The sequence below is a fragment of the Pseudomonas sp. ATCC PTA-122608 genome (assembly GCF_001952855.1).
In the GTDB taxonomy this organism is placed as follows: Bacteria; Pseudomonadota; Gammaproteobacteria; order Pseudomonadales; family Pseudomonadaceae; genus Aquipseudomonas.
Genome location: NZ_LPNO01000046.1, coordinates 203091 through 227754 on the forward strand (window position 1 = coordinate 203091; position 24664 = coordinate 227754).

Sequence of the window (24664 nt, forward strand, 5' to 3'; positions counted from 1 at the left end):
CATCCCAGCAGCGACGCCGGGGGCGAGCCAGATATTCATAATTCTAAAAAACCATGAATTGTCTGCATAACGAGCCCGCAGTTTCTCTTTGAAGGCAGGTTTTTGTTGTGAGTAGTAGTTTTAATGCCCCTCCGGTACCACCGTCCGATGAAATTGATCTTGTCGCGCTTTTTCAGGCGGTATGGCAGCAAAAGGTCCTCATAGTCATAGTCACTGCGCTGATCGGCGCTATGGCTGCCGTTTATGCCTTTTTTGCTACTCCAGAATATCAAGTCAGTAGCGTTTTGCGCCCAGCGGCGATCAACGAATTGGATGCATTGAATCGATCTCAAATTTACGTTCTCCCCCCTGGAGAGGCGCTGATCAGGATCGGAGCGGCTCTTGAGTCGTATGACACCCGCCTGAGTTTTTTTCGGACTCATCAAAATCTATTTAAGGCATTTGAGCGTCCAGGAAGAACTCTCGAGCAGAGTTTTGAGGAGTTCAATCGTAATTCGATCAATCTGGTTCTGCCTGATCCTAAAAAAGCTGACTCCCTGAGTGCTTATATCAAACTTGAGATGAGCTATCCCAAGGGAATTGATGGTGTTTCGATTTTGAACGGGTTTATTGAGTTCGCGATTGATACCGAGCGTCAGCAGATCGGAGCAGATTTGAACGTAATCGTCAAAAACCGACTGAACGAGATTGAAGGCAAGCTGAAAGCTGCTCGCTCAAGCTATGAGATCGATAAAGAGGCAAAAATTGCCACTCTGAATGAAGCTGATGTCCTTAGACGTGCCCAGTTGCAGGATGAGCTCAAAGCTCTCAGGGCCCAGTTGAAAATCATCCGTGGGGATCGGCTTGTGCTGCTGAACGAGGCAATTGGCATCGCCAAATCGCTGGGTATTAAAAAGCCATCTACACCCTCTTCACTCGGCGATGAAAACCGCGCTGGGACGCCAGGCATGATGCGTACTGAAATCAATAACCAGCAGATTCCCCTGTATTTTATGGGCGTAGACGCACTGGAGGCAGAGCGAAACGCCCTGCAACGGCGCACGTCTGATGACTTTACTGAAGGTCGCATCGCGCAAATTGCCAAAGAGCTGCAACTGCTGCGGGCCAATCGTCAGATTGAGGTCTTGAATCGTCGTGAGAACGAAGACTTGTTTCTAATCAATGTGGAGCCCCTGCGTGCTGAGGAGGCTCGGCTACGTAAATTGAATATCGATATGAGTCGGTTGAAACTGGTGACGATTGACAAGCAGGCGCTCGAGCCGCTGAGTCCAATTAAGCCGAAGAAAGCTCTCGTGCTCGCAATGGGACTGGTTCTGGGTGGGATTCTTGGTGTTCTGATTGCTCTGGTTCGAACACTGCTGGCAAGCAGGAAAAGAATGGCGTCACGTCAAGTGCCTGTTCTCGGCTCTGAACTGCTTGGAGAGGGGAAAGCTCAGGCTCCGACGCGAGTGTGTTAACTGCGTCCACTAGGGTTGCGTCGCTCGATTGTGTGCGAACAACCCGATCTTCAATTCTTCTCTCGGTATTGGGGCTGCTCCTATACCGAAGCAAATCACCTCCGGGTGTTCAAAAGAATGACTCGCCGGCATGCCTAGAGCCTTGAGGCTCTTTGCGTCGCATGTCTGACGTCGGGATCGAGATGCCGCGAGTTCTGATTTATATTGGTATCGCGTAGTATGATTATCTAGCTGTCATGGAACTCTTCTAATTGAGAATCATCGAAGCATGATGGCATTGCGCTATGTTTCGCGGCCTTCTGATTATTCGATTCCGAGTGCATCTGAGGTCGATATTCTTCATGGTGTTCAGCGGGTTGTGGTGTTTAAGCTATCGGGAGCTGATGGGCCAGGAGCGATACGTACCCTACTCGAGGGGGGAGGGTGCGGTAGTGCCGGGAACCAGCCCTGAATTGTTCGCTGATGGAATATGCTGTTCACGAATAATATAGGTGGTGAAATGCCTCAAAAAGCGTGACTGAGGGATTAGTTGGATGCGCGAGCCCTGACTGTACCAGAAGAGAGTACTGAGTCGGCGTCGCGCTTGAAGCACTTCATACTGAAATTAATTCAGTAAATATTATGGATTCTCTGATTATTTAGGCTTTGATTATGCAAAAACTGGAAGATATTAAGCTCGCCATTATCGGCCTTGGATATGTGGGCCTGCCCCTAGCAGTGGAGTTTGGTAAGCATCGGACGGTGGTCGGGTTTGACATTAACCAGCCGCGTATCCAAGCCTTGAAAGAAGGACATGATTCAACTCTCGAAGTCAGTGATGAGGAGCTGAAGCAGGCGGGCTATTTGAGTTATAGCTGTGAGCTGAATGAGCTGGCTGGCTGCAACACTTTTGTCGTTACCGTTCCGACCCCTATCGACGAATACAACCAGCCAGACCTGACGCCTCTGATCAAAGCGTCTGAAAGCATCGGGAAGGTGTTGAAGAAGGGCGATCTGGTAATTTACGAGTCGACCGTATACCCAGGCGCTACAGAAGAAGACTGCGTCCCAGTTCTTGAGCGGGTCTCTGGCCTCAAGTTCAACGTCGACTTCTTCGCTGGATACAGTCCTGAGCGGATAAACCCGGGCGACAAAGAGCACCGTGTTACTACGATCAAAAAAGTCACATCCGGCTCCACCCCTGAAATCGCTGATCTGGTCGACGCACTTTATAATCAGATCATTGTCGCGGGCACTCACAAGGCTAGCAGCATCAAGGTTGCCGAGGCTGCCAAGGTCATCGAGAACACTCAGCGCGACTTGAATATTGCGCTGATCAACGAGCTGGCCATTATCTTCAACAAGATGGGCATTGATACGGAAGCGGTGCTTGAGGCTGCGGGTACGAAGTGGAACTTCCTTCCGTTTCGTCCAGGGTTGGTCGGCGGGCATTGCATCGGTGTTGACCCCTACTACCTTACCCATAAAGCCCAGTCAATCGGTTACCACCCGGAAATTATTCTGGCCGGCCGTCGTTTGAATGATGGCATGGGCGCTTACGTTGTTTCCCAGTTGGTAAAAGCGATGTTGAAAGAGCGCATCCATGTCGATGGTGCTCGCGTGTTGATCATGGGCCTGACTTTCAAGGAAAACTGCCCGGATCTGCGTAATACTCGTATCGTCGATATTGTGAGCGAGCTAGCAGAGTACAACATTGCTGTGGATGTTTATGATCCGTGGGTGAGTGTTGCCGAAGCTGAGCATGAGTATGGGATCACTCCTGTTTCCGAGCCGGGGGTAAATGCATACGACGGTATCGTTCTGGCGGTTGCTCACAATGAGTTCCGTGCCCTGGGCGCAGAAAATATCCGCCGATTCGGTAAGGCGGAGCATGTTCTTTATGATCTTAAATATCTCCTAAGTCGTGAAGAGTCGGACATTCGCCTGTAAGCCCCAGGTTTCTGAAGTCGTTAACCTAAATCAAATTACGAGCTAATATCGATGACCCGCTACGAAACTCTGATAGAAACACTTCCAGCTTCGCCGAAAACCTGGTTAGTCACCGGAGTTGCGGGTTTTATTGGCTCTAATTTGTTGGAAACACTGCTTGGTTTGAATCAGGCGGTTGTCGGGTTGGATAATTTCGCTACCGGTCACCAAAGAAACCTCGACGAAGTAAAAAATACAGTTCTCCCTGAGCAGTGGGCACGTTTTCGATTTGTCGAAGGTGACATTCGAGAGCTCAAGGATTGTCATCAGGCCTGCGAAGGTGTGGATTATGTACTGCATCAGGCCGCTTTGGGGTCTGTTCCTCGTTCCCTTAACGACCCGATCACAACAAACGGTACCAACATTGATGGCTTCCTCAACATGTTGGTCGCGGCACGGGATGCCAAGGTAAAGAGCTTTACTTACGCGGCAAGCAGTTCGACTTATGGCGATCATCCTGGTCTGCCAAAAGTTGAAGATGTGATCGGTAAGCCGCTGTCCCCCTACGCGGTCACCAAGTACGTCAATGAACTGTATGCCGACGTTTTCGCCAGATGCTATGGTTTTGAAACAATCGGTTTGCGTTACTTTAATGTTTTTGGCAAGCGCCAGGATCCTGATGGTGCTTACGCGGCTGTTATCCCAAAATGGGCGGCCGCAATGATAAAAAACGAGGAAGTTTTCATCAATGGTGATGGTGAAACCAGTCGGGATTTCTGCTTCATCGAGAATACAGTTCAAGCCAATATTTTAGCCGCGACTGCAAGCGATTCTTCCGCGCGCAATCAGGTTTATAATGTGGCGGTCAGTGGGCGCACTGATCTCAATATGTTGTTTTCGGCGTTGCGCGAATCCCTGGCGGAAAACGGCATCACTTATGATAAAGAGCCTGTGTATCGAGACTTTCGCGCGGGTGATGTGCGCCATTCACAGGCAGATATTGGCAAGATACAAACGCTTTTGGGATATGCACCCAAGTTTAATATTGGGCAAGGCATCGCAAAGGCCATGCCTTGGTATGCGGAATTCTTGAAGTAAGAATAGCGCGAGATATGGGTTCTCTCTATCTCGCTATATGACTTACTAATAAGTACTCAGCTACGAGGTGCGGTTGAGTGATTAAGATTAGCGCAAGGAAGTTTTATGAGCGATAAGCCTGTTTATGTAACTCAGCCCTACCTTCCGCCACTAGAAGAGTTTGTTCCCTATCTTGAAAAAATATGGGAGAGCAAGACACTGACCAATGGCGGCCCAATGCACCAGCAGCTTGAAAAGGAGCTCTGTGAGTACCTGGGGGTGGAGCACATTGCGCTTTTTAATAACGGTACAATCGCGTTATTGACTGCGTTGCAGGCGCTCAGAGTTACAGGCGAAGTCATTACGACACCTTACTCATTCGTTGCGACTGCTCACTCTTTGTTGTGGAATGGGCTGCAGCCTGTTTTCGTGGATATCGATCCTGTTACTTTTAATTTGGATCCGAAAAAAGTCGAGGCGGCAATTACGTCGAAAACCACAGCTATCATGCCAGTGCATTGCTATGGTTATTCCTGCGATACCGACGCTATTCAGAATATCGCTGATAATTACAATCTGAAAATTATCTATGATGCCGCTCATGCGTTCGGCGTTAACGATGCAGGGGGAAGTATTCTTCGCCATGGCGACTTGAGCATTTTGAGCTTCCATGCCACTAAGGTATTCAATACCTTTGAGGGCGGCGCCATCGTCTGCCCCGACGCGAAGACAAAAAAGCGCATAGAACAATTGAAGAACTTTGGCTTTGTAGATGAAGTCACCGTGGTCGCACCAGGGATAAATGGGAAATTAAGCGAGATTAACGCGGCGTTTGGGTTGCTTCAGCTGAAGCATATCGACAGTGCGATGAGTCTGCGTAAAGAAATTGGTCAACGCTACAGTTCCGGATTAAAAAGTGTTGAAGGTATCAGCCTGAGCCACATCAGTGCAGGCCTTGAGTCGAATTATTCGTACTACCCCATTCTGGTTGAAGATGATTACCCGCTCTCGCGAGACGAGCTTTACGAAGTGTTAAAGGAGCAAAACGTATTCGGTAGACGGTACTTTTTTCCTTTAATCAGCGAGTTTTCCATGTATAGAAGCATGCCTTCAGCGGACAGTCGGAACCTGCCTGTGGCTCATGATATTTCATCGAAAGTTCTTTGCCTTCCTATCTATCCGGCGCTGGAGATGTCTGCCGTTGATAAGGTTGTCGAAATAATTCGTAATGTGAGAAAAGCGTCGTAATGAAGCTCGCAATAATGCAGCCTTACTTTTTTCCGTATGTCGGATATTTTAAGCTGATAGAGACCGTGGATAAGTTCGTTTTCTATGATGATGTTGATTTCATTAAAAATGGATGGATAAACAGGAATCGGATATTTGTATCCGGCAAAGTCGGTTATATGACTATTCCGCTCCTTGGGGCGAGCTCTAATCAAAAAATTTGTGACGTGCAAACCCAGAAAAAATCACTATGGGTCCGTAAGCTGACCGAGGCAGTCAAACAGAACTATTCGAAAGCACCAAACTTCAAAGCGTGTTTCGAGTTGTTCAACGCCGTTCTCGAGCAAGAACAAGACTCAATTTCTGATTATGCAAAATCCAGTGTTTTGTTAACGGTCGAGGCATTGGGTATCGATACTGAGATGGTAATGAGCTCGAAGGTTTACGCAAACGAGCAACTGAAAAGCGAAGACCGGATTCTGGATATTTGCAATAAAGAGCAGGCCGACGAGTACTGGAATTTACCAGGTGGTGCGCTTCTCTATGAGAAAGAGAGTTTTGCTTCGCGAGGCATTGACCTTAAGTTTGTCAAGCCGGCGCTAGTTGAGTATCCACAGGCGGGACGAGATTTCGAGCCCGGCCTTTCTATTTTGGATGTGATGATGTTCAACTCTTTTGATGAAGCTCGCCAGCTTGTCACTAATAAATAAACGATGGGTTATTTATGCTGCCCCCAGAGCTGAAAGATTTAATACACATTGAGCAGCGTCTTCAAAAAGGAGAGTTTATTCGCGGTATCTCTGCAGAAGACTACATTCTGAAAATTGAAGACCAGGCAGAGATTCTCATCCATCACTCTGGTGGGTCGTATAACGGGTTTGTGGCATTTTACTGCAATAATGATGTATCCAGGGAGGGATACATAGCGTTGCTTTTGATCGCTGCAAGTGGCCGAGGCAAAGGGCTTGGGGGCGAGCTCCTGAGCAGTGCACTCATGGTGATGAAGAGTCGCGGTTTCACTGCATGCAGCCTGGAGGTGCGCGCAGGGAACAGTTCAGCGATAAAGCTTTACACGCGGTATGGATTCAAGATAGTAGCAGACGGCGACACGAACATAAAAATGCAGGTTCGGCTATAAATATTCGGGATATAAACAATTGTCGCTTCAGAAGAACATAGCCGCTAACTACGTAAGCCAAATATATGTGACGTTGATTGGCATCGTGATGCTGCCTGTCTATATAAAATACATGGGCGCGGAAGCCTATGGCCTGGTTGGATTTTTCTCCATGCTGCAGGCCTGGTTCAGCTTGCTTGATCTTGGCTTGACACCTACGATCGGCAGGGAAACTGCACGTTTCAAGGCCGGTGCGGTATCGGCGTTGGACTTTCGGCGGTTGTTCCGGGCGCTCCATGTTTTATTTCTGGGCATTGGCATTCTCGGCTTTATTACGTTGTATCTGTTTGCCCCGCTTGTTGTAAAACATTGGCTGAAACTTGATGCGTTGAGTGTCGAACAGGCGAGTTTTGCTATACAGATAATGGCCGCATGTATCGCAATCCGCTGGATATGTGGCTTGTATCGAGGCGTCATCACCGGTGGCGAACATCTGGTTTGGTTGAGCGGCTATACTTCAATCATTGCGACACTCAGATTTATATTTGTTTTGCCCGTCATGTGGTTTTATGGATATACGCCGATTGTATTCTTCTTTTATCAATTAATTATTGCGGTTGTGGAAATTCTCGGGTTGTACATTAAGTCGTATAGCGTACTCCCAAAGGTAGTCAGCGCATCGATGGGGTGGTCGCTCAAACCCATTAGAAGTGTCTTGGCTTTTTCCCTCACGGTGGCGTTTACTGCCTCAATTTGGGTAATGGTCACGCAGACAGACAAGTTGATACTTTCGAGCATATTGCCGCTAAGCCAGTACGGATACTTCACTCTGGCGGTGCTGATTGCTGGCGGGGTAATGGTTATAACCGGACCGATCAGCAGCGCGATTATGCCGCGAATGGCCCGCTTACATGCCGAAAACAAGGAAGCTGATGTGATTACGATTTATCGTAACTCTACTCAACTTGTTTCCATTATTGCCGGTGCCGCATCGATTACCCTTGCAATTTGTGCGCGTCCTTTGCTGTGGGCATGGACAGGTGACGCGACCGTTGTCGAAAACGTTGCCCCGACGATGGTGTTGTATGCGATTGGAAACGGGTGCTTGGCGGTTTCAGCATTCCCTTACTATCTTCAGTATGCTCGCGGAAACCTGAGGCTTCATTTTCTGGGTAACCTGATTTTGTTATGTGTCATGGTCCCCGCTATCTATTTTTCGTCGACCTATTACGGAAGCATCGGTGCTGGCTACAGTTGGATGATGGTCAACCTGACATTCTTGATCTTTTGGGTTTGGTTCGTTCATTCGAGGCTTGAGCCTGGGCTCCACAAGAAGTGGCTGACTCATGATATAGGTTTGATTGTTTTACCCGCAGCCGCAGTCGGACTGCTTGTTAATTGGGTAGATGTGCGAAGTGAAAGCAGGATTTTAAGCGTGCTCATAGTGTTTGTTTCAGGTGGGTTAATTATGTTGACCGCGGTGGCTTTTTCAAGCGCTGCCCGGGCAATGGTAGCTAACAAGATTGTTGGGCGGAGAGGCGTGTGAGTATTGTTTCCGAGGGAGAAAATATAAAGGTTTCAGTATGTGTGCTGACTTATAATCAGGTTGGTTATATCAGCGAGTGCTTGTTGAGCTTGATTAATCAGGTCACGGATTTCAAGTTTGAGGTGATCGTCGGCGATGACTGTTCGACAGATGGCACCAGCGACGTAGTACGTAGTTTGGCGGAGCAATACCCCGATATTGTCAAGCCGCTTATACATGAAAAGAATGTTGGTATCACGGCAAATTACCTTGAAGTGCACGCTTTGGCATGCGGCAAGTATATTGCTCATCTAGATGGTGATGATTACGCTCTTCCAGGGAAACTACAGGCTCAAAGTGACTTTCTGGACGAGCACCCGAACTATAATATCGTCTGGCACAGGATGCTCGTCGAGAATCCTGGCACCAAGGTTGTTGTAGAAGACCTCATTGACTTATCTCGCGTGAGTAACTCGTTCACCAGAAAGGACATTTTTCAATATATAACGATTGGAATGAACAGTTCTAAAATGTATCGGGCCACGGCAAGGGACATTGAACTGCCAGATTTTCCTTTGCTGGATTACTTTGCAAACGTCGAGCAGGTTGGACAAGGCTATGCAGGGTTCGTCAGCGCCAAGCCTTTGGGTGTTTATCGTACAGGTATCGGTATTGCCTCCTCGGGAAACAAAACAAAAGTCTTGCTGGTGAAGTCGTTTGATTACTTTTTGAAAAAGTACAAAGGTAGTGCCGCAGATATATCGGTGTCTATCAGCTTCTTGTTTATTGCCGCACTGAAAAACAGGCGTTTTCAAGACTGTAAACTGTTTTTCCCAATATTCGTTCGCGCTTTTAGACTGACGACTATACCAAAAGTATGGCATGCCAGTAAGATGCTTTCAATGCTCAGAATTCCCGATGCGGTCAAGAGTAAATGAGGTTTTTATGTCGTTAACCTATTTGATCCAAGACCTACGCTCAATCGCAGGTAGTGAGCGTGCGTCCAGAGTGCTCAAGAGCGTAGTGTTTGATCACACCGCTCATTTGACCATCATGTTGCGACTGGGCCAAAGCCTGTTAAAAATTCCCGTTATCGGGCGTGTATTGAGCTTTCTGGTTGAGTATTTTATTCGCATTGTTTTTGGTAGCGATATCTCTTGCAGGGCACAAATTGGCCCAGGTCTCTGCATCATGCACGGTCATGACATAGTGATAGGTGCCGACGTAGTAATGGGGTCGAACTGCAAGATTTTTAATGGTGTGACTTTTGGGAACCAGGACCTATCGAAAACCAGTAAGGGCAATCAACCGACACTGGCAAATAATGTGGTTATTTGTACGGGTGCAAAAGTCCTCGGGCCGATTTTTCTGGGTGACAATGTGGTTGTGGGTGCGAACAGCGTTGTTGTTAAAAGCTTTCCACAGGATACGGTTGTTGTAGGTGTTCCTGGCAAGGCGCTCGTGAGAACGTAACTTCAACTTCGGTGGCAGGGTGAGCAAGGTGCGGTCGTTTTTTTTGGTGTTGGTTGTTTTTTTCTACGTGTTCAATTTTACGCTCAGCTTTCTGGGCGTGCCCTCTGTCGCGCTTCTCATTCCTGGGGCTTTGCTTCTGATTCTTGCTGATCCGTTGCTCCGCGGTTTTGTTGGTTATGCATTTGTCACCTGCCGCTTTGCCATCGTGGCGCTGTTGCTCGCGGGTTCCTTGGGCGTGATGCTGAGTGTTCTCTGGGGTAACGCTGAGACAATATTTCTGGAGATTTTCATAAAGTTTATTGTCGTTCTGCTGTTGGCGTTGGTTATAACTTATTATGCGGTTGGCCGGCGTGCGAATTCAGATGATGCACTCTATGGATTTCATCGATGCTTCGAGTTGATCTATTGGGCGACTGTTCTTCAGGCGTTTTTCATTATGCTGTCGTTCGTGGAGCCCTCTTTTAGGGATTTGTTATCCGCGTCGTTGGCTAACCGTGGAAATATTGAAGTTGATAGTGTTCTGCGCTTTCGCGGTATTCACGATAGCGGCGGTTTTAACCTCAGCGCTATTCTTGCGCTGGCCGCTGTATACGGTGTTTACTCAGTATATTCCCGGGCCAATAATGCGACCATTTGGCGATTTCTAAGCATCTCCGTGATTGCTCTTTCAATTACACTGGTTGCACGTACCGGTGTGGTCGTGTTCCTTCTTGGCGTGGGGCTTCTCGCGATTCGATGGCCTCTGAAGTCCCTCATCGTAGGGGTGGCTTTTAGCGCCTTTGCTGCGCTGGCAATTTTGTTATTCCAGTATTTTTTTCCAGAAAGGTTCGAATTTTTTTCAACCTACGTTTTTGATTATGCGTTCGAGATTTTCATCAACTATTCGAAAGGTCAGGGCCTCACCTCTGCCTCTACGGATGATCTGAAAAGTATGCTTTTCGTCCCGGATCTGTTGAATATTATTGCAGGTAGTGGCTCGTTTGATGATCAAAGTGGTGGCGTCGCGCGGTCTGACTCCGGTTATCTGAAAACGCTGCTTGCCAGTGGCATCGTAGGGTTTGTGCTGGTTTACGCGTCTTATGGTTGGATGTTCTTGAAAATCTGGACAGGGATGCGGCGATTTGCCGATGCGGGCTATTTTGTTTTGGTACTGTTGTGCCTGATTTTAGTTTTGGAAGTAAAGGCTCCTGTGTTTTATCAGAATGACGTGTCTCGCTTGTTTATATTGATATTTTCAAGCGCGCTATTGCACCGGTTTTATAATCGCTATGCGAGCGTGAACCCGAGTGCTCATCTGGCTTGACTCAGGCGGGCGAGAACGGCCCGACCAGTAAATTAATTGCGAGCTTTCCTGATGTGTGGTTTTTCCGGATATTTTACGAACAAGAAGTTTTCTACCGATGAGTCTTCGCTGCTTGAGGCAATGGGCCGCTCAATCATCAACCGTGGCCCGGACGGCGGCGGTTATTGGTTTGATTCAGCCGCTGGTATAGGCCTGTCCCACAGGAGGCTGGCGATTGTCGACCTGACTGCTGCCGGCCACCAGCCAATGCATTCATCGAGTGGGCGCTTCGTAATTGCGTTCAATGGCGAGATCTACAACCATGGCGAACTGCGTGCTCTTCTTGAGGAGAGTGGGCTTTCGCCTACCTGGAACGGGCACTCAGACACAGAAACGCTGCTTGAGTGCTTTGAGCACTGGGGAATCGAAAAGACCCTGCAGGCAACGGTTGGGATGTTCGCCATCGCGCTGTGGGATACCCGGCAAAATGAACTGGTATTGGCTCGGGATCGTCTTGGGGAGAAGCCGCTTTATTGGGGGTGGCAGAATGACGTGCTGTTGTTCGGTTCTGAACTCAAGGCGCTCAAGGTCCATCCTGCGTTTTGCGCTGATATCGACCGTGACGCGTTGGCCCTTTATCTGCGCCACAACTACGTTCCCGCGCCCTACAGCATCTATCAAGGGATAGAGAAGCTGAAGCCGGGGCATTATGTAAGGATCGCGATAGACCAGCGCCGATCGGATGTAAAAGCGCTTCCTTTTTGGTCTTTCAATCGGGCGGTTGAGGCGGGGCTTGCGTCTCCGCTGCAATCTGACGCCAACGCCGTAGTTGATACGCTTGAAGCACAGCTTAGCGAAAGCATCGGCATGCAAATGCTCGCGGACGTGCCCTTGGGCGCGTTTCTAAGTGGTGGCGTGGACAGCAGTCTTGTGGTTGGCCTGATGCAGAAACAAAGCCCGCGACCGGTCAAGACGTTCACCATAGGCTTCAGTGAGGCAGGGTTCAATGAAGCTGAACATGCTCTGGCTGTATCCCGCCATTTAGGTACTGAACATACTGAGATCTATGTTCAATCCAAAGACGCGTTGGACGTTATCCCGGATCTACCGAACATTTACTGTGAACCCTTTGCCGATAGTTCACAGATCCCGACCTTCCTGGTCAGTCGCCTTGCGCGACAACAAGTCACCGTCACTTTAAGCGGTGATGCGGGAGATGAGCTGTTTGGCGGCTATAACCCTTACCAATTTGCCCCACGTATCTGGGGGAAGATCAGCCAGGTGCCGTTACCCCTGCGACGTTTTGCATCCGCAACGCTCAAGGCATTGCCGATAAAAGGCAAGGTCGAGAAGTTGGTGGATATTCTTGATACTCCGAGTCGGGAGGACTTTTATCGGCAACTTGTCAGTCACTGGAAAACACCTTCCAGTGTGGTTATCGGCGCGAAAGAGCCGATTACGGTGCTTGACACCTCTTCAGCGTGGCCCGCTACGCAGCGGTATGAAGAGTGGATGATGGCGATGGATGCACAGACCTATATGGCTGACGACATCCTGGTAAAGGTCGACCGTGCGGCGATGGCCAGCAGCCTGGAAACTCGTGTGCCAATGCTCGATCACCGGGTTGTTGAATTGGCCTGGCGCATACCGTTGGATATGAAGATTCGAGGTGGTGTTGGCAAGTGGGTATTGAGGGAAGTGCTTTATCGTCATGTTCCTCGCGAGTTAATCGAGCGACCGAAAAAGGGCTTTTCCATACCCATCGCGACGTGGTTGCGCGGGCCCCTGCGCGATTGGTCGGAAAGCTTGCTGGATGAAGGCCGGTTGCGCCGGGAGGGTTTCTTCCATCCTGCACCGATCCGGCGTGCCTGGGAACAACACCTCAGTGGTCGGGCTGATCATTCAAGCAAGTTATGGGGGGTCCTGATGTTCCAGGCGTGGTTGGAGGAGCAAGGCCGTTGAAAGTTACCCATATTATTGTCGGTCTGCATATCGGCGGCGCGGAGTTGATGCTGCTTCGGCTCTGTGAGTCATTCAACTCAAGCGGCGATGATGAACACCGTGTTATCTCATTGACGGATTTGGGTGAAGTGGGCGCTCGGCTGCGTGCCTGCGGGGTGACTGTTGATACGTTGGGTATGCGGGGGGCCTGGGACGTCCTGCCAACGTTTGCAAAGTTGGTTCGCCATCTTCGGCTGAACAAGCCTGATATCGTTCAGACCTGGATGTATCACTCTGACTTGTTGGGTGGCTTGGCAGCGCGTTGGGTGGGGATCAGGGGCGTGATCTGGGGGATCAGGACCACTGACGTCAGCAGAGGTGGTGCAAAGGCCACAATTATTGTTCGCAAACTGTGTGCCTGGCTGTCGGCGACTGTCCCCAGCGTTATCGTGTGCGCTGCCCAGGCGTCACGAAAGACGCATGTGGCTGCGGGTTATTCCCCGAGCAGAATGGCTGTCATTCCCAACGGGTTTGATCTTGAGCGTCTGGTTGCATCGCCGCAAGAGCGTGAGGCCATAAGGTCGGCGCAAGAAATAAGCGCAGATGACTTCGTTGTAGGAAGCCTGGGGCGTTTTAACGAAGTCAAGGATCACGCCAGTTTTGTCGAGGCTGCCGGGCTCGTCGCTCCCAGGTTCCCGCACGTCAAGTTCCTGATGGTGGGACGTGATGTCGATGAGGCGAATAGCGCATTGATGGCGCAGATTGCATCAACCGGATTCGCTGATCGATTTGTGTTGCTGGGTGAACGAAAAGATGTGCCCGCCTGCTTTAAGGCGATGGACATGTTTTGCCTGCATTCATTTACCGAAGGTTTTCCTAATGTGCTGGGCGAGGCGATGAGCCTAGCGTTGCCTTGTGTGACGACCGATGCAGGAGACGCGGCATTCCTGCTGGGTGAACATGGGTTTGTCGTACCCGTACAGGATCCACTCGCGTTGGCTGAAGCGCTGGCGAAGATGATTGCAGCGTCTCCTGCCGAGCGATCAATGATGGGGCAGGGTGCCTATACACGTATCGTCGAAAATTTCACGATGAAATGTACCGAGCATAAATTCAAAGAAATCTATGACCGGCTTTACTTAAATCAGGACGTTCATTGATGTGTGGTTTCAGCGGAATTTTCCAGGCCGGTAATAGTGATCTGGCATCGATCATTACCCGGATGAACGATGCCCTCGTGCACCGTGGCCCCGATGATCGTGGTGTATGGGTTGACGAAAATGCAGGCCTCGCGCTCGGGCATCGGCGGTTGGCAATTGTCGATCTGTCGGAGGCTGGTCATCAGCCCATGCATTCCAGTTGTGGGCGATTTTTAATCGTCTTCAACGGTGAGATCTATAACCATACCGAACTCAGGCAGAAGCTGGACAATGAAGGATTGTCGCCACCCGCATGGCGAGGCCATTCTGATACCGAAGTCCTGCTCGCAGGTCTTGCAGGCTGGGGTGTCGAAAAGACCTTGCAGGCATCGGTTGGGATGTTTGCCTTCGCGCTGTGGGACAGGCAAGAGCAGGTATTGACGCTTGCACGCGATCGGATGGGCGAGAAGCCTTTGTATTACGGTTGGCAGGAAGACACGCTGCTGCTTGGGTCTGAGCTCAAGGCTATCAAGGCTTTCCCGCAGTTCACTGGCGAAGTGGATCGCAACGCGTTGACGCTATTGCTTCGGCACAACTGCATTCCTGCGCCTTACAGCATTTATAAAGGCATCGCCAAGCTCGAGCCCGGTCACTACGTAACGCTTGCGCTGAAGAATCTGCCCGCTGCAAAAGCCGCAGTCCCACAGGCTTACTGGCGTCTCAACGACGCAGTAGCAAAAGGCATTGCCGACCCCTTCAAGGGCACTCCCGCCCAAGCGACGGATTTGCTGGAGACTCAACTGGGCTCAAGCATTGGTCAGCAAATGCTCGCAGATGTGCCTTTGGGCGCATTCCTGAGCGGCGGCGTGGATAGCAGCACTATCGTGGCCTTGATGCAGGCCCAGAGCGCCCAGCCAATCCGCACATTCACCATCGGCTTCGACGAAGGCGGCTACGACGAGGCAGTTCATGCCAAGGCGGTTTCCAAGCATCTGGGCACGCAACACACCGAGTTGTACGTGCGCCCGGACGATGCCTTGGCTGTTATCCCGCGTCTACCGTCGATGTATTGTGAGCCGTTCAGCGACAGCTCGCAGATTCCCACATTCCTTGTCAGCCAATTGGCCAGCCAACAGCTCAAGGTTGTGTTGAGTGGTGATGGCGGCGACGAGCTCTTCGGCGGTTATAACCGCTACCTCAGCGCCAAGAAAGTCTGGTCAAAAATGCAGCAGTTGCCGCCGTTTGCCCGACAGGCGAGCGCCGGGCTTTTACGCTCACTTTCACCGTCCACCTGGGACAGCCTGTTCCGTCTCTCCAAGCCTTTGCTGCCCAAGCGGCTTCATCTCAGCACGCCTGGGGAAAAGGCTCATAAATTGGCTAGCGTCCTGGCGCTTGCGGATGGGCATGAGTTCTACCTGCAACTCAACAGCCATTGGACTGACCCTGCCAGTGTCGTGATCGGTGGCAAGGAGCCCGAAACCATTTTCACTGACCCTTCGCGCTGGCCCCAGACTGATAGTTTCGAACATTGGATGATGGCGATGGACGCCCAGACCTATATGTCGGATGACATCATGGTGAAACTGGATCGCGCTGCGATGGCCGCAAGCATTGAGGGCCGGGTCCCTATGCTTGACCACAGGATTGTCGAACTGGCCTGGCGCATGCCTCTGGACCTGAAGATTCGTAACGGCCAGGGCAAATGGCTCTTGCGAGAAGTGCTTTATCGTCATGTTCCCAAGGAATTGATCGAAAGGCCCAAGCAAGGTTTTGGTATCCCGCTTGGGGCGTGGCTACGCGGTCCTTTACGGGAGTGGGCAGAGTCTTTGTTGGATGAAGCGCGCTTGCGCCAGGAGGGATACTTCCACCCTGAGCGCATCAGGCACATGTGGCAGGAACATCTTGAGGGCCGCGGAAACTGGCAGCCTCACTTGTGGACCATCCTCATGTTCCAGGCATGGTTGGAAGAGCAGGCATGAGTAAAGTACTTTTGTTTATCGTTAACGACCCGGGGTTTTTTCTTTCGCACCGGCTGGCGGTTGCCAAGGGCGCGCAGGCAGAGGGCTATAGGGTTCATGTGGCGTGCATGCCTGGTCCGGCGGTTGCGGCTATTGCCGCTGAAGGTTTCGAGTTTCACCCGTTGCCGCTTTCACGTAGCGGCCGTAACCCCTTGGCCGAACTGGGACTGATGTTCGCGATCTGGCGGCTGCTCTGGCAATTGAAGCCGGACATCTTGCACCTGGTGACCATCAAGCCGGTTTTGTATGGTGGCGTTGCCGCTCGGCTGGCACCGGTCAAAGGTGTGGTTACCGCTATTTCCGGACTGGGCTTTGTATTTCTCTCCAAGGGACTCAAGGCCACTATCACGCGAAAGGTTGTCAGCACCTTTTATCGGTTGGCGTTGGGCAAGCGTAATCTGCGCTCGATTTTTCAGAACCCCGATGATCGTGACCTGCTCTTGAGCATGGGTGGACTTACCCAATCCAAGGTCGTGATGATTCGTGGTTCAGGCGTCGACCTGTCTCGTTACACCGCGTTGCCAGAGCCGGAAGGGGCCCCAGTGGTGTGCCTGGCGGCTCGACTGCTGCGGGACAAGGGCGTTGTCGAGTTCGTTGAGGCGGCAAAAATATTGACCGCGCGCGGTGTTAACGCGCGCTTTCAGTTAATTGGTGACATTGATCCCGGTAACCCGGCGACAGTTACCACCTCACAGTTGCAGCAGTGGCGAGAGGAAGGGGTGATTGAGCTGCTCGGTTACCGCGACGACATCGCGAATGTGTTCGCTGCGGCGAATATTGTGACCCTTCCATCCTATCGTGAAGGCTTGCCCAAGGTGCTGGTCGAAGCGGCAGCGTGCGGCCGCGCGGTGGTCACCACCGATGTACCGGGTTGCCGGGATGCGATTGATGCCGATGTCACAGGATTCGTTGTACCTGTTCGTGATGCACAGGCCCTGGCTAATCAATTGCAGGTGTTGATTGAATCTCCTGCCTTGCGTGCCCGGATGGGGGCGGCTGGCCGTGAGCTGGCTTTACGCGCATTTGCGATTGAGAAAATCGTGGAGCAGCATTTGGATGTATACAGAGAGTTGGAGCGCACGCTTTGAATCAGCACAAAACTATCTTTATCACTGGAGCCAGCGGCTTTGTGGGGGGGGCACTGGTTAACCGGTTGGCATCTGCAGGGGACTGTCGGGTTTTGGCGCTGGTACGTCGCGAAGGTGTAACACTGCCTGCTTCTGCGGTACCTGTGCGAGTCAGTGCCGATTATCTTGCGGGTGAGTCGCTTGCTCTTGAAGGGGTTGATGTTCTGATTCACTGCGCCGCACGCGTTCATGTGATGTCAGACGCCTCCATTGATCCGTTAACCGAGTATCGCAAGATCAATGTCGAAGGCACGTTAAAGCTGGCGGAGCAGGCCGCTCAGGCGGGAGTCAGGCGCTTCATTTTTATCAGCTCGATCAAGGTCAACGGTGAGGGAACCCAATTGGGCGCCCCTTACACGGCAGATGACGTGCCTGCACCGTGCGACCCCTATGGTGTTTCCAAAATGGAGGCTGAGCAGAAACTCTTATCGCTGGCGCAAAGAAGCGGGATGGAAGTTGTTATTATTCGTCCCGTCCTGGTGTACGGCCCTGGGGTCAAGGCAAACTTTCGCAGCATGATGAGCTGGCTTTACAAAGGCGCTGTGCTGCCGTTGGGTGCCATTCGTAACCAACGCAGCCTGGTCGCGCTGGACAACCTCGTTGACTTGATTGTGACGTGCATGGATCACCCGGCGGCAGCCAATCAGACGTTTCTGGCCAGTGATGGTGATGACATGTCGACCACTGATTTGTTGAGACGCATGGGGATTGCCTTGGGTAAACCGGCCCGGTTGATCCCCGTACCGGCAGTTCTACTGCAATTGGGCGCGACCGTGCTAGGCCGCAAGGCTATTGGCCAGCGCCTGTGTGGTTCGTTGCAGGTTGATATTGGCAAGACTCGCCAATTGCTGGGCTGGAATCCTCCATTGACGGTGGCCAGCGCATTACGCAAGACGGCCGAAAGTTTTCAGGGAAGCTTGAAGTAAATAGTGGTGCCCCATGAGGGACCTTAATTGGAGCTGTAGATGAATCGTTTACTGTGGCTGGCGCCTGCTGTTGCAGCCCTTGCTCTTCTTCTGACCTGGTGCCTGCGCCGTTATGCGCTGGCCAGAAGTCTGATTGATGTTCCCAATGCGCGCAGTTCTCATACTGTTCCGACGCCTCGTGGAGGCGGAGTGGCGATAGTCTTGAGCTTCTTGATTGCGTTACCAGTATTGTTTATCGGTGATGAGATAACACGCTCGATTACATGGGCGTTGCTGGGGGCTGGTGCGGCTGTGGCGGTGCTTGGGTTTCTCGACGATCATGGCCATATCGCCGCGCGCTGGCGTTTGCTGGGGCACTTCAGTGCCGCGGCCTGGGCTCTTTTCTGGTTGGGCGGCTTGCCCGCAATAACGCTGCCCTGGGTGGTCCTCGACCTGAGCTGGGTAGGGCACATCCTTGCCGCGATTTATCTGGTGTGGATGCTTAATCTGTACAACTTCATGGATGGTATCGATGGCTTGGCTAGCGTCGAAGCGCTCTGTGCATGCCTTGGCGCCTGTCTGATTTATTGGTTGGTTGGTTATCAGGCGCTTATCTGGGCGCCACTGTTATTAAGCATGGCGGTGTTGGGGTTTCTCTATTGGAACTTTCCACCGGCACGAATCTTCATGGGGGATGCCGGTAGCGGTTTTCTCGGTATCGTGTTGGGCGTGCTATCCCTGCAGGCCGCCTGGCAGAGCGCCGACTTGCTGTGGGTATGGTTGATCCTGCTCGGTGTCTTTATCGTCGATGCGACGTTTACTCTGGTCCGCCGCCTGATGAGGGGTGACAAGGTTTACGAAGCCCATCGCAGTCATGGCTATCAGTTCGCATCGCGTAAAGTTGGCGGCCACTTGCCAGTAACGCTTGCGGTGCTTGCAATCAACGTGATCTGGCTGCTGCCAATCGCACTTTGCGTTGCATTATTGGGTCTAAGCGGCGTGCTGGGCGTTGTAATAGCGTACATCCCGCTGGTGATGCTGGCAGTCAAGTACAAAGCGGGTGAGCTGGAAAGGGCCGCGTGATTGTGTTTTAGATTCATTTCAGCGGTGATTGACCGGCCTAAAGTGTTTAAATTCGCAGAGCAGCAGCCGTATCAGGAGCAACAGAGGTGTTTAAAGGGTTTATGAGCATAATTCGATCATATTTGTTGGGTCTCCCTCGCCGACAGAAGCGCATCCTGCAGGTTATCGCGGACATTCTTCTTGTTTGGCTCGCCCTGTGGATGGCGTTTGTCGTTCGATTGGGGGTGGACGATATGATCAACCCTGCGTCTGTGCATCGCTGGCTGTTTCTGAGTGCTCCGGTCGTCGCTATACCGCTGTTTATCCGTTTTGGCATGTACCGTGCTGTCATGCGCTATTTTGGCAATGACGCGCTTATTGCGATTATCAAGGCCGTCAGCCTGTCATCGTTGATTCTAGGCGTGGTGGTCTATTGGTACAGCGATCATCAAAACGTGGTACCTCGTTCCATCATTTTCAACTACTGGTGGTTAAGCCTCATCATGGTTGGCGGCCTACGCCTCGCCATGCGTCAATATTTCCTTGGCGACTGGTTTGCCGCCGCCCAGCACGTACCTTTCACCAATCGCGAAGATGGCCTGCCGCGCGTCGCCATCTACGGCGCGGGCGCTGCAGGCAATCAGTTGGTCGCAGCCCTGCGTATGGGCCGGGTCATGCGGCCTGTAGCCTTCATTGATGATGATGACAGTATTTCTGACCGGGTAATTTCCGGACTTCAGGTGTACAAGCCACGGCACATTCAGCGCATGATCGATGCCACCGGAGCCCAGGAAATCCTGCTGGCGATACCTTCTTCCAACCGTGCCCGGCGTCGTGAAATCCTGGGCTACCTTGAAGGGTTTCCTCTGCATGTGCGCAGTGTTCCAGGATTCATGGACCTGGCCAGCGGCCGGGTCAAGGTCGATGATATTCAGGAAGTGGATATCGCTGACTTGCTGGGGCGTGACGCGGTGCCCGCTCAAAGCGAGTTGCTGGAGCATTGCATCAAGGGGCGTTGTGTTCTGGTAACGGGGGCCGGTGGTTCCATAGGTTCAGAACTGTGTCGTCAGATCCTTGCTTTACGACCGACGATACTGCTGTTGTTTGAACACAGCGAATTCAATCTCTACAGCATTTTGTCGGAGCTTGAGCAACGGATTACCCGAGAGTCTTTGCCAGTAAGGCTGCTACCCATCCTTGGCTCAGTGCGTAATCAGAGCAAATTGCTGGGCGTCATGAAAACATGGGGCGTCGACACGGTTTATCACGCCGCAGCTTATAAACATGTGCCCATGGTTGAGCACAATATTGCGGAAGGCGTGCTAAATAACGTTATTGGTACGCTTAACACGGCCCAAGCGGCATTGCAGTCGGGGGTAGCCAACTTCGTGTTGATCTCTACCGATAAGGCTGTCCGGCCCACCAATGTGATGGGAAGCACCAAGCGTCTCGCCGAGTTGACCCTCCAGGCGCTCAGTCGTGAGTTAGCACCTGTGCTGTTCGGTGACAAATCGAATGTCTCGCGGGTCAATAAAACCCGCTTCACGATGGTTCGCTTTGGCAATGTATTAGGCTCCTCCGGCTCGGTGATTCCGCTTTTTCACAAGCAGATCAAATCCGGTGGACCTCTCACGGTTACCCACCCGAAAATCACCCGGTACTTCATGACGATTCCCGAGGCCGCCCAATTGGTGATTCAGGCGGGTTCCATGGGCCTTGGCGGTGACGTGTTCGTGCTGGACATGGGTGAGCCGGTGAAGATTGTCGAGTTGGCCGAGAAGATGATTCACCTGTCCGGGCTGAGTGTCAGGTCGGATAAAAATCCTCATGGCGATATTGCAATCGAATTCTCTGGTCTGCGCCCGGGTGAGAAGCTTTACGAAGAGTTGCTGATTGGTGACAACGTAGTCGCCACGCAGCACCCGATGATCATGAGTGCCAATGAAGATTACCTGTCGTGGGATGTGTTGAAGGACAAGCTGGCAGAGTTGTTAGCAGCAGTAGAACAGGACGATTATGCGCGTGTTCGCCAGCTTTTGCGCGAAACCGTCAGTGGCTACACACCTGATGGCGAGATTGTCGACTGGATCTACCAACAGCGTCGTCTCGAGCCTTGACTCATACCCTGTAACTCACCTGTTTTTGACACCCTCCAAACATCACCTAAGTTTGAAAAGCAGCTTCGGAAAAGCTGCTTTTCTCTTACAGATGTCATGGAGCGTCACCTATGAATAAATCATGTTTCTCGTCCCTCATTTTCGCTTTCCTATCCAGCATTTCAGTGGCTACCAGCGCAGCGCCGTCTACCAAGCCTGAAACGCCCACGCCGATAGCTGTGCAAACGACCAAGGCCGAGCAATCCAGCAAGGTCAGCCTCAACTCCGCCGACGCTGAAACCTTGCGCCGCGATCTGTTCGGAATCGGAGTAGCCAAAGCCAAGGCGATCATTGCCTATCGAGAAAGCAACGGGCCATTTACCGCAGTCGATGAGTTGTTGGAGGTGAAAGGGATCGGTAAAGCGCTGTTGGAGAAGAACCGCGATCGGCTGGAGCTCAATTAAGGAATAACAAAGTAAGCCAGGAGGCCGGTCATTGACCGGCCTCTTCAATTTTGTGCGATCTGTTTTTTCAGATTGCCACGTACTACCTCCAGGATCTGCGCTGCCAACTCGGCGCTCTCCACACTGCGCGCCAGCACCAGTGCTCCCACCAGCGTCGACATCATCAGCAGGCCTTGCTCATTGGCTTCCGGCCGCCCCAGTGCGGCTTGCACCTGCTTCAACCGTGCGCCAAGTACCGCATCAGTGGTCGGGCTTTGCTGGCCCCGCAGCCCAAGTTCAGGGCACATGGTTGTCAGCGGGCATCCTTCATGCGGTGAGGTCTGGTGCCACCGCGAAAGATAGTTGTCGATGAACGCTTCAAGGGGGCGTTCCTGGTTGAACAGCTGTTCGCAGTGTTCATCCAATTGAGCGGCCGCAGCTTGCAGGGCCTTTTCCACCAGCTCATCCTTGGATTTGAAATGCGCATAGAATCCGCCATGCGTCAGATTCAAGGCTTTCATCAGCGGTTGCAGGCCGGTAGCCCCGATACCATCGCGGCGAAAACGTACGGAAGCCTCCTTGATGATGCGCTGATGGGTTTGAGCTTTGTGATTCGCCGAGTAGCGCATAGAACAGCCTCCGAAACATTGCGCCATATTAGCCAAGGTCATGCAGGCAAAGGGGCATCTCGTTACAAAATTGCTGACTGGCTGATCGAATGTCTTGGAGTCGCGCGGCGATACCGTCGGCAGTCACCTGCAACCTGGCATGTCGTTGATCGAAAAGTTCGACGCGCTGATTCGTACCGTGCATGCCTGGAGGGGCCAGGCTGGCCTGTTCGGTGTGGGATTTAGTGATTGCCACAGGCGTTGCTCGAATGCTGGAGCCAGCTTGAGCGTGCTGTCTATAGGGGAAAATACTGCTGCATATCGCCAAGGCGGGTTGGAAATAAAAAAGCCCTTCAGTGAAGGGCTTTCCTTGATCAGATCACGCTGAAAACTGCGCCACTCGCCAGTTTGTAGAGGTCTCCCGCCACCAAACCTGCGGCTTTTGCAGCCGTATTATCGTTGAATGTACGAAAAGTCATGTTGACTTGGCCAGGCATCGCTACCGGCGTAGTGAACTCGACACGAGCGCCTGATTCGTTACCCAACAGTTGCAGCTTTTTCTGAGACGGCAGCCATTGGATGAAGAAGGAACCGGAACGATTACCGGATGCCGAGTGGAATGCCACTACAGAGCCCGTCGTATCGGCACTGATAAGCGCCATGATTGCAGTGCTGGCCTCTACCACTGCGGTGCAGTCGGACAAGCTCGAATAGTCGGTCCGCAACTTGCGCCCGCGTGCCCAGACCTTGACTTGACTGATGGTATTGGTCGGCTCGACACCGAACGTCGCATTGGTCGCGCGGAACGAACCGCCCAGTACGGTATTCCCGACAGCGACGTTACCGCCTACCGAGGAAGTCGCCGAGTTAAAAAGCTTGTTCAGTTGGGCACTGTTGTCGTTGCAGTCCACCAGAACGTTGTTACTGATCACGACACCTTCGAGCGGCGGAAACAGTCCCCAGAACAGTGCCTTGAAGCTTGTGGCAATGTTATCGCTGAAAATGATCCACTTATCCGGCATTGTCTCGCCGGAGGAAGGGCCAAAGCCCCCCAGCACGCTCTCATTGCCGTTCCTGAATTCGTTACCGGTGACAATCAGACGCCCGGCGCCCCATGAAAACGTTACTGCACCTTCGGAGTGACCATTTGCCAGGTTACCCGCCAGGCACACGCTCTCAACATAGTTGTTGATGAACCAGGAGGCACTTCCAACTGCGTCTGTATCGTCGTGGCGGCTTGTATGAAAGGCCGAGCCCGAGAGGTTGCGAAACTCGCAACTTTCTACCCGCAGGCCATGACCGACGATGCATTCGCCTGTGGTGTTGGCAAACCGTACGCTACGGATCCCCGAAGAGCGGCCGTTGATATAGATCTCCATGGCGAAGCGCCAGGAGTTGTTGAGTTGATTGGCGCTGTTGCCATCGACGGAGCCGTTGATGATCTGCACATTGTAGTTGATGCCCGGGCGCAGCTTGCCGCCTTCTTCGGTAGACGGACGGCCGAGGAAGCACTGGAAACTTTTACCCACCCAAGATCCTGCCGGAATAGTTTGGGTATTGTTACCGAAGGGGCCAAAGCCGGCAGCCAGGGTCACTGTATTCGTATTCTGGTCGATTGCAGTGATAAGCATGGGGTTTCGGCTGGTGTCTTGATCCCCTGAACCGACAAACGCTGTCACAGTATCGTTGACGTACCAACTGGCGGGCACGAAATCCAGCACGATTGTGTTGGTGTCTACGCTGATGTCTGTGGCCAATTGTGCGGTGGTGATCGATGCATCTGCGCGCATAAGAGTCGCGCCGTTCAGATCAATAACCAGATTGTTGATGTCGTCAATTTCAGCCGTGCGGTCGTAAATATAGGTGCGGCCGGTTTCGAAATACAAACGCGAACCCTGGCCGTCTGGCACGTTGGCGCTGATCCATGCGAGTGCTGCGCGGATAGTGCTCGAATCAGTACCGGTGTCATCGTCCTGGCGGAAGTCCTCCACAGCAACGTCGAAGCCTGAGTCGCTTGAATAGATGAGATTGGTGGCGGTTGCAGCTAGGTCATTCATGTCAGTCATCGTGTCCCTCGATAGAAAAAAACCGCGGAGTGCGGATTGTTTTGGGCAGCTATCTACAAGCATTTGGTATGCCAATCGATTTCTGCATGCTCCATGCAGGTCATGCGCCGCAAAATTGCTTGTTTTCAAGCACGAGGAAACGATAACAAAATACTGTATGTATAAACAGTATTTTTCTGACGGATTCAACACC

Annotated in this window: 20 protein-coding genes; 18 read left to right on the plus strand and 2 right to left on the minus strand. The window is 51.9% G+C overall.

What is annotated here, in order from left to right; translation table 11 throughout:
• Positions 1 to 107: 107 nt before the first annotated feature.
• The 18 genes from AU074_RS26815 to AU074_RS26900 all read left to right on the plus strand — a co-directional run bounded on the left by AU074_RS26815 (position 108) and on the right by AU074_RS26900 (position 21818).
• On the plus strand, positions 108 to 1457 hold the full coding sequence (locus AU074_RS26815; RefSeq protein WP_076017296.1) for an LPS O-antigen chain length determinant protein WzzB: 1350 nt from the start codon (positions 108 to 110) through the stop codon (positions 1455 to 1457).
• Between the two features lie 651 nt (positions 1458 to 2108).
• Positions 2109 to 3386 (plus strand): Vi polysaccharide biosynthesis UDP-N-acetylglucosamine C-6 dehydrogenase TviB, encoded by a 1278-nt coding sequence (gene tviB, locus AU074_RS26820; RefSeq protein WP_076017297.1) that lies wholly within the window; start codon positions 2109 to 2111, stop codon positions 3384 to 3386.
• A gap of 51 nt (positions 3387 to 3437) precedes the next feature.
• Positions 3438 to 4463, plus strand: coding sequence for an NAD-dependent epimerase/dehydratase family protein (locus AU074_RS26825; RefSeq protein ID WP_143503700.1), 1026 nt, complete (start codon positions 3438 to 3440; stop codon positions 4461 to 4463).
• A gap of 105 nt (positions 4464 to 4568) precedes the next feature.
• The gene (locus AU074_RS26830) at positions 4569 to 5690 is read left to right on the plus strand and encodes a DegT/DnrJ/EryC1/StrS aminotransferase family protein (protein WP_003218792.1); all 1122 of its coding nucleotides are present in this window, start codon (positions 4569 to 4571) and stop codon (positions 5688 to 5690) included.
• A 14-nt stretch (positions 5691 to 5704) separates the two neighbouring features.
• Positions 5705 to 6379, plus strand: a complete 675-nt coding sequence (locus AU074_RS26835) for a WbqC family protein (RefSeq protein WP_256576981.1) — start codon at positions 5705 to 5707, stop codon at positions 6377 to 6379.
• A gap of 14 nt (positions 6380 to 6393) precedes the next feature.
• Positions 6394 to 6807: an N-acetyltransferase gene (locus AU074_RS26840; protein ID WP_076017300.1), complete on the plus strand. Its 414-nt coding sequence runs from the start codon at positions 6394 to 6396 to the stop codon at positions 6805 to 6807.
• Positions 6808 to 6826: 19 nt separating this feature from the next.
• A complete protein-coding gene (locus AU074_RS26845) occupies positions 6827 to 8332 on the plus strand; it encodes an oligosaccharide flippase family protein (protein WP_076017301.1) in 1506 nt (501 codons plus the stop codon).
• A complete protein-coding gene (locus AU074_RS26850; protein WP_076017302.1) occupies positions 8329 to 9249 on the plus strand; it encodes a glycosyltransferase family A protein in 921 nt (306 codons plus the stop codon). The genes AU074_RS26845 and AU074_RS26850 overlap by 4 nt, the downstream gene beginning before the upstream one ends.
• A gap of 7 nt (positions 9250 to 9256) precedes the next feature.
• Positions 9257 to 9784, plus strand: coding sequence for a serine O-acetyltransferase (locus tag AU074_RS26855; protein ID WP_003218783.1), 528 nt, complete (start codon positions 9257 to 9259; stop codon positions 9782 to 9784).
• Between the two features lie 19 nt (positions 9785 to 9803).
• Positions 9804 to 11087, plus strand: coding sequence for a hypothetical protein (locus AU074_RS26860; protein WP_173406090.1), 1284 nt, complete (start codon positions 9804 to 9806; stop codon positions 11085 to 11087).
• Between the two features lie 51 nt (positions 11088 to 11138).
• Positions 11139 to 13028, plus strand: a complete 1890-nt coding sequence (gene asnB / locus AU074_RS26865) for an asparagine synthase (glutamine-hydrolyzing) (protein WP_076017303.1) — start codon at positions 11139 to 11141, stop codon at positions 13026 to 13028.
• Positions 13025 to 14167, plus strand: a complete 1143-nt coding sequence (locus AU074_RS26870; protein ID WP_076017304.1) for a glycosyltransferase — start codon at positions 13025 to 13027, stop codon at positions 14165 to 14167. The genes asnB (AU074_RS26865) and AU074_RS26870 overlap by 4 nt, the downstream gene beginning before the upstream one ends.
• Entirely contained in the window at positions 14167 to 16125 is a 1959-nt protein-coding gene (gene asnB / locus AU074_RS26875) for an asparagine synthase (glutamine-hydrolyzing) (RefSeq protein ID WP_076017305.1), read from the plus strand. The genes AU074_RS26870 and asnB (AU074_RS26875) overlap by 1 nt, the downstream gene beginning before the upstream one ends.
• Positions 16122 to 17252, plus strand: a complete 1131-nt coding sequence (locus tag AU074_RS26880; RefSeq protein ID WP_076017306.1) for a glycosyltransferase family 4 protein — start codon at positions 16122 to 16124, stop codon at positions 17250 to 17252. Before asnB (AU074_RS26875) ends, AU074_RS26880 begins: the two co-directional genes overlap by 4 nt.
• Positions 17249 to 18217 (plus strand): SDR family oxidoreductase, encoded by a 969-nt coding sequence (locus AU074_RS26885; RefSeq protein ID WP_076017307.1) that lies wholly within the window; start codon positions 17249 to 17251, stop codon positions 18215 to 18217. The genes AU074_RS26880 and AU074_RS26885 overlap by 4 nt, the downstream gene beginning before the upstream one ends.
• Positions 18218 to 18256: 39 nt before the next feature.
• Positions 18257 to 19279 carry a glycosyltransferase family 4 protein gene (locus AU074_RS26890; RefSeq protein ID WP_076017308.1) on the plus strand — a complete coding sequence of 341 codons (1023 nt, stop codon included), beginning with the start codon at positions 18257 to 18259 and terminating at the stop codon, positions 19277 to 19279.
• 101 nt (positions 19280 to 19380) lie between these two features.
• Positions 19381 to 21375 carry a nucleoside-diphosphate sugar epimerase/dehydratase gene (locus tag AU074_RS26895; RefSeq protein ID WP_010176208.1) on the plus strand — a complete coding sequence of 665 codons (1995 nt, stop codon included), beginning with the start codon at positions 19381 to 19383 and terminating at the stop codon, positions 21373 to 21375.
• A 110-nt stretch (positions 21376 to 21485) separates the two neighbouring features.
• Positions 21486 to 21818: a ComEA family DNA-binding protein gene (locus tag AU074_RS26900; RefSeq protein ID WP_076017309.1), complete on the plus strand. Its 333-nt coding sequence runs from the start codon at positions 21486 to 21488 to the stop codon at positions 21816 to 21818.
• A gap of 44 nt (positions 21819 to 21862) precedes the next feature.
• Here AU074_RS26900 and AU074_RS26905 read toward each other — a convergent pair whose 3' ends face one another.
• Together AU074_RS26905 and AU074_RS26910 are read right to left on the minus strand one after the other, a co-directional pair.
• Positions 21863 to 22426 carry a TetR/AcrR family transcriptional regulator gene (locus AU074_RS26905; protein ID WP_076017310.1) on the minus strand — a complete coding sequence of 188 codons (564 nt, stop codon included), beginning with the start codon at positions 22424 to 22426 and terminating at the stop codon, positions 21863 to 21865.
• Positions 22427 to 22779: 353 nt separating this feature from the next.
• A complete protein-coding gene (locus tag AU074_RS26910; protein ID WP_076017311.1) occupies positions 22780 to 24471 on the minus strand; it encodes a hypothetical protein in 1692 nt (563 codons plus the stop codon).
• Positions 24472 to 24664: the final 193 nt, after the last annotated feature.

Coding starts and splice junctions, on each gene's coding strand:
- AU074_RS26895 (WP_010176208.1), top strand. CDS start 19,381: ATGAGCATAATTCGATCATATTTGTTGGGTCTCCCTCGCCGACAGAAG.
- asnB (WP_076017305.1), top strand. CDS start 14,167: ATGTGTGGTTTCAGCGGAATTTTCCAGGCCGGTAATAGTGATCTGGCA.
- AU074_RS26880 (WP_076017306.1), top strand. CDS start 16,122: ATGAGTAAAGTACTTTTGTTTATCGTTAACGACCCGGGGTTTTTTCTT.
- AU074_RS26905 (WP_076017310.1), bottom strand. CDS start 22,426: ATGCGCTACTCGGCGAATCACAAAGCTCAAACCCATCAGCGCATCATC.
- AU074_RS26830 (WP_003218792.1), top strand. CDS start 4,569: ATGAGCGATAAGCCTGTTTATGTAACTCAGCCCTACCTTCCGCCACTA.
- AU074_RS26890 (WP_076017308.1), top strand. CDS start 18,257: ATGAATCGTTTACTGTGGCTGGCGCCTGCTGTTGCAGCCCTTGCTCTT.
- AU074_RS26855 (WP_003218783.1), top strand. CDS start 9,257: ATGTCGTTAACCTATTTGATCCAAGACCTACGCTCAATCGCAGGTAGT.
- AU074_RS26910 (WP_076017311.1), bottom strand. CDS start 24,471: ATGACTGACATGAATGACCTAGCTGCAACCGCCACCAATCTCATCTAT.
- AU074_RS26840 (WP_076017300.1), top strand. CDS start 6,394: ATGCTGCCCCCAGAGCTGAAAGATTTAATACACATTGAGCAGCGTCTT.
- AU074_RS26825 (WP_143503700.1), top strand. CDS start 3,438: ATGACCCGCTACGAAACTCTGATAGAAACACTTCCAGCTTCGCCGAAA.
- AU074_RS26900 (WP_076017309.1), top strand. CDS start 21,486: ATGAATAAATCATGTTTCTCGTCCCTCATTTTCGCTTTCCTATCCAGC.
- asnB (WP_076017303.1), top strand. CDS start 11,139: ATGTGTGGTTTTTCCGGATATTTTACGAACAAGAAGTTTTCTACCGAT.
- AU074_RS26835 (WP_256576981.1), top strand. CDS start 5,705: ATGCAGCCTTACTTTTTTCCGTATGTCGGATATTTTAAGCTGATAGAG.
- tviB (WP_076017297.1), top strand. CDS start 2,109: ATGCAAAAACTGGAAGATATTAAGCTCGCCATTATCGGCCTTGGATAT.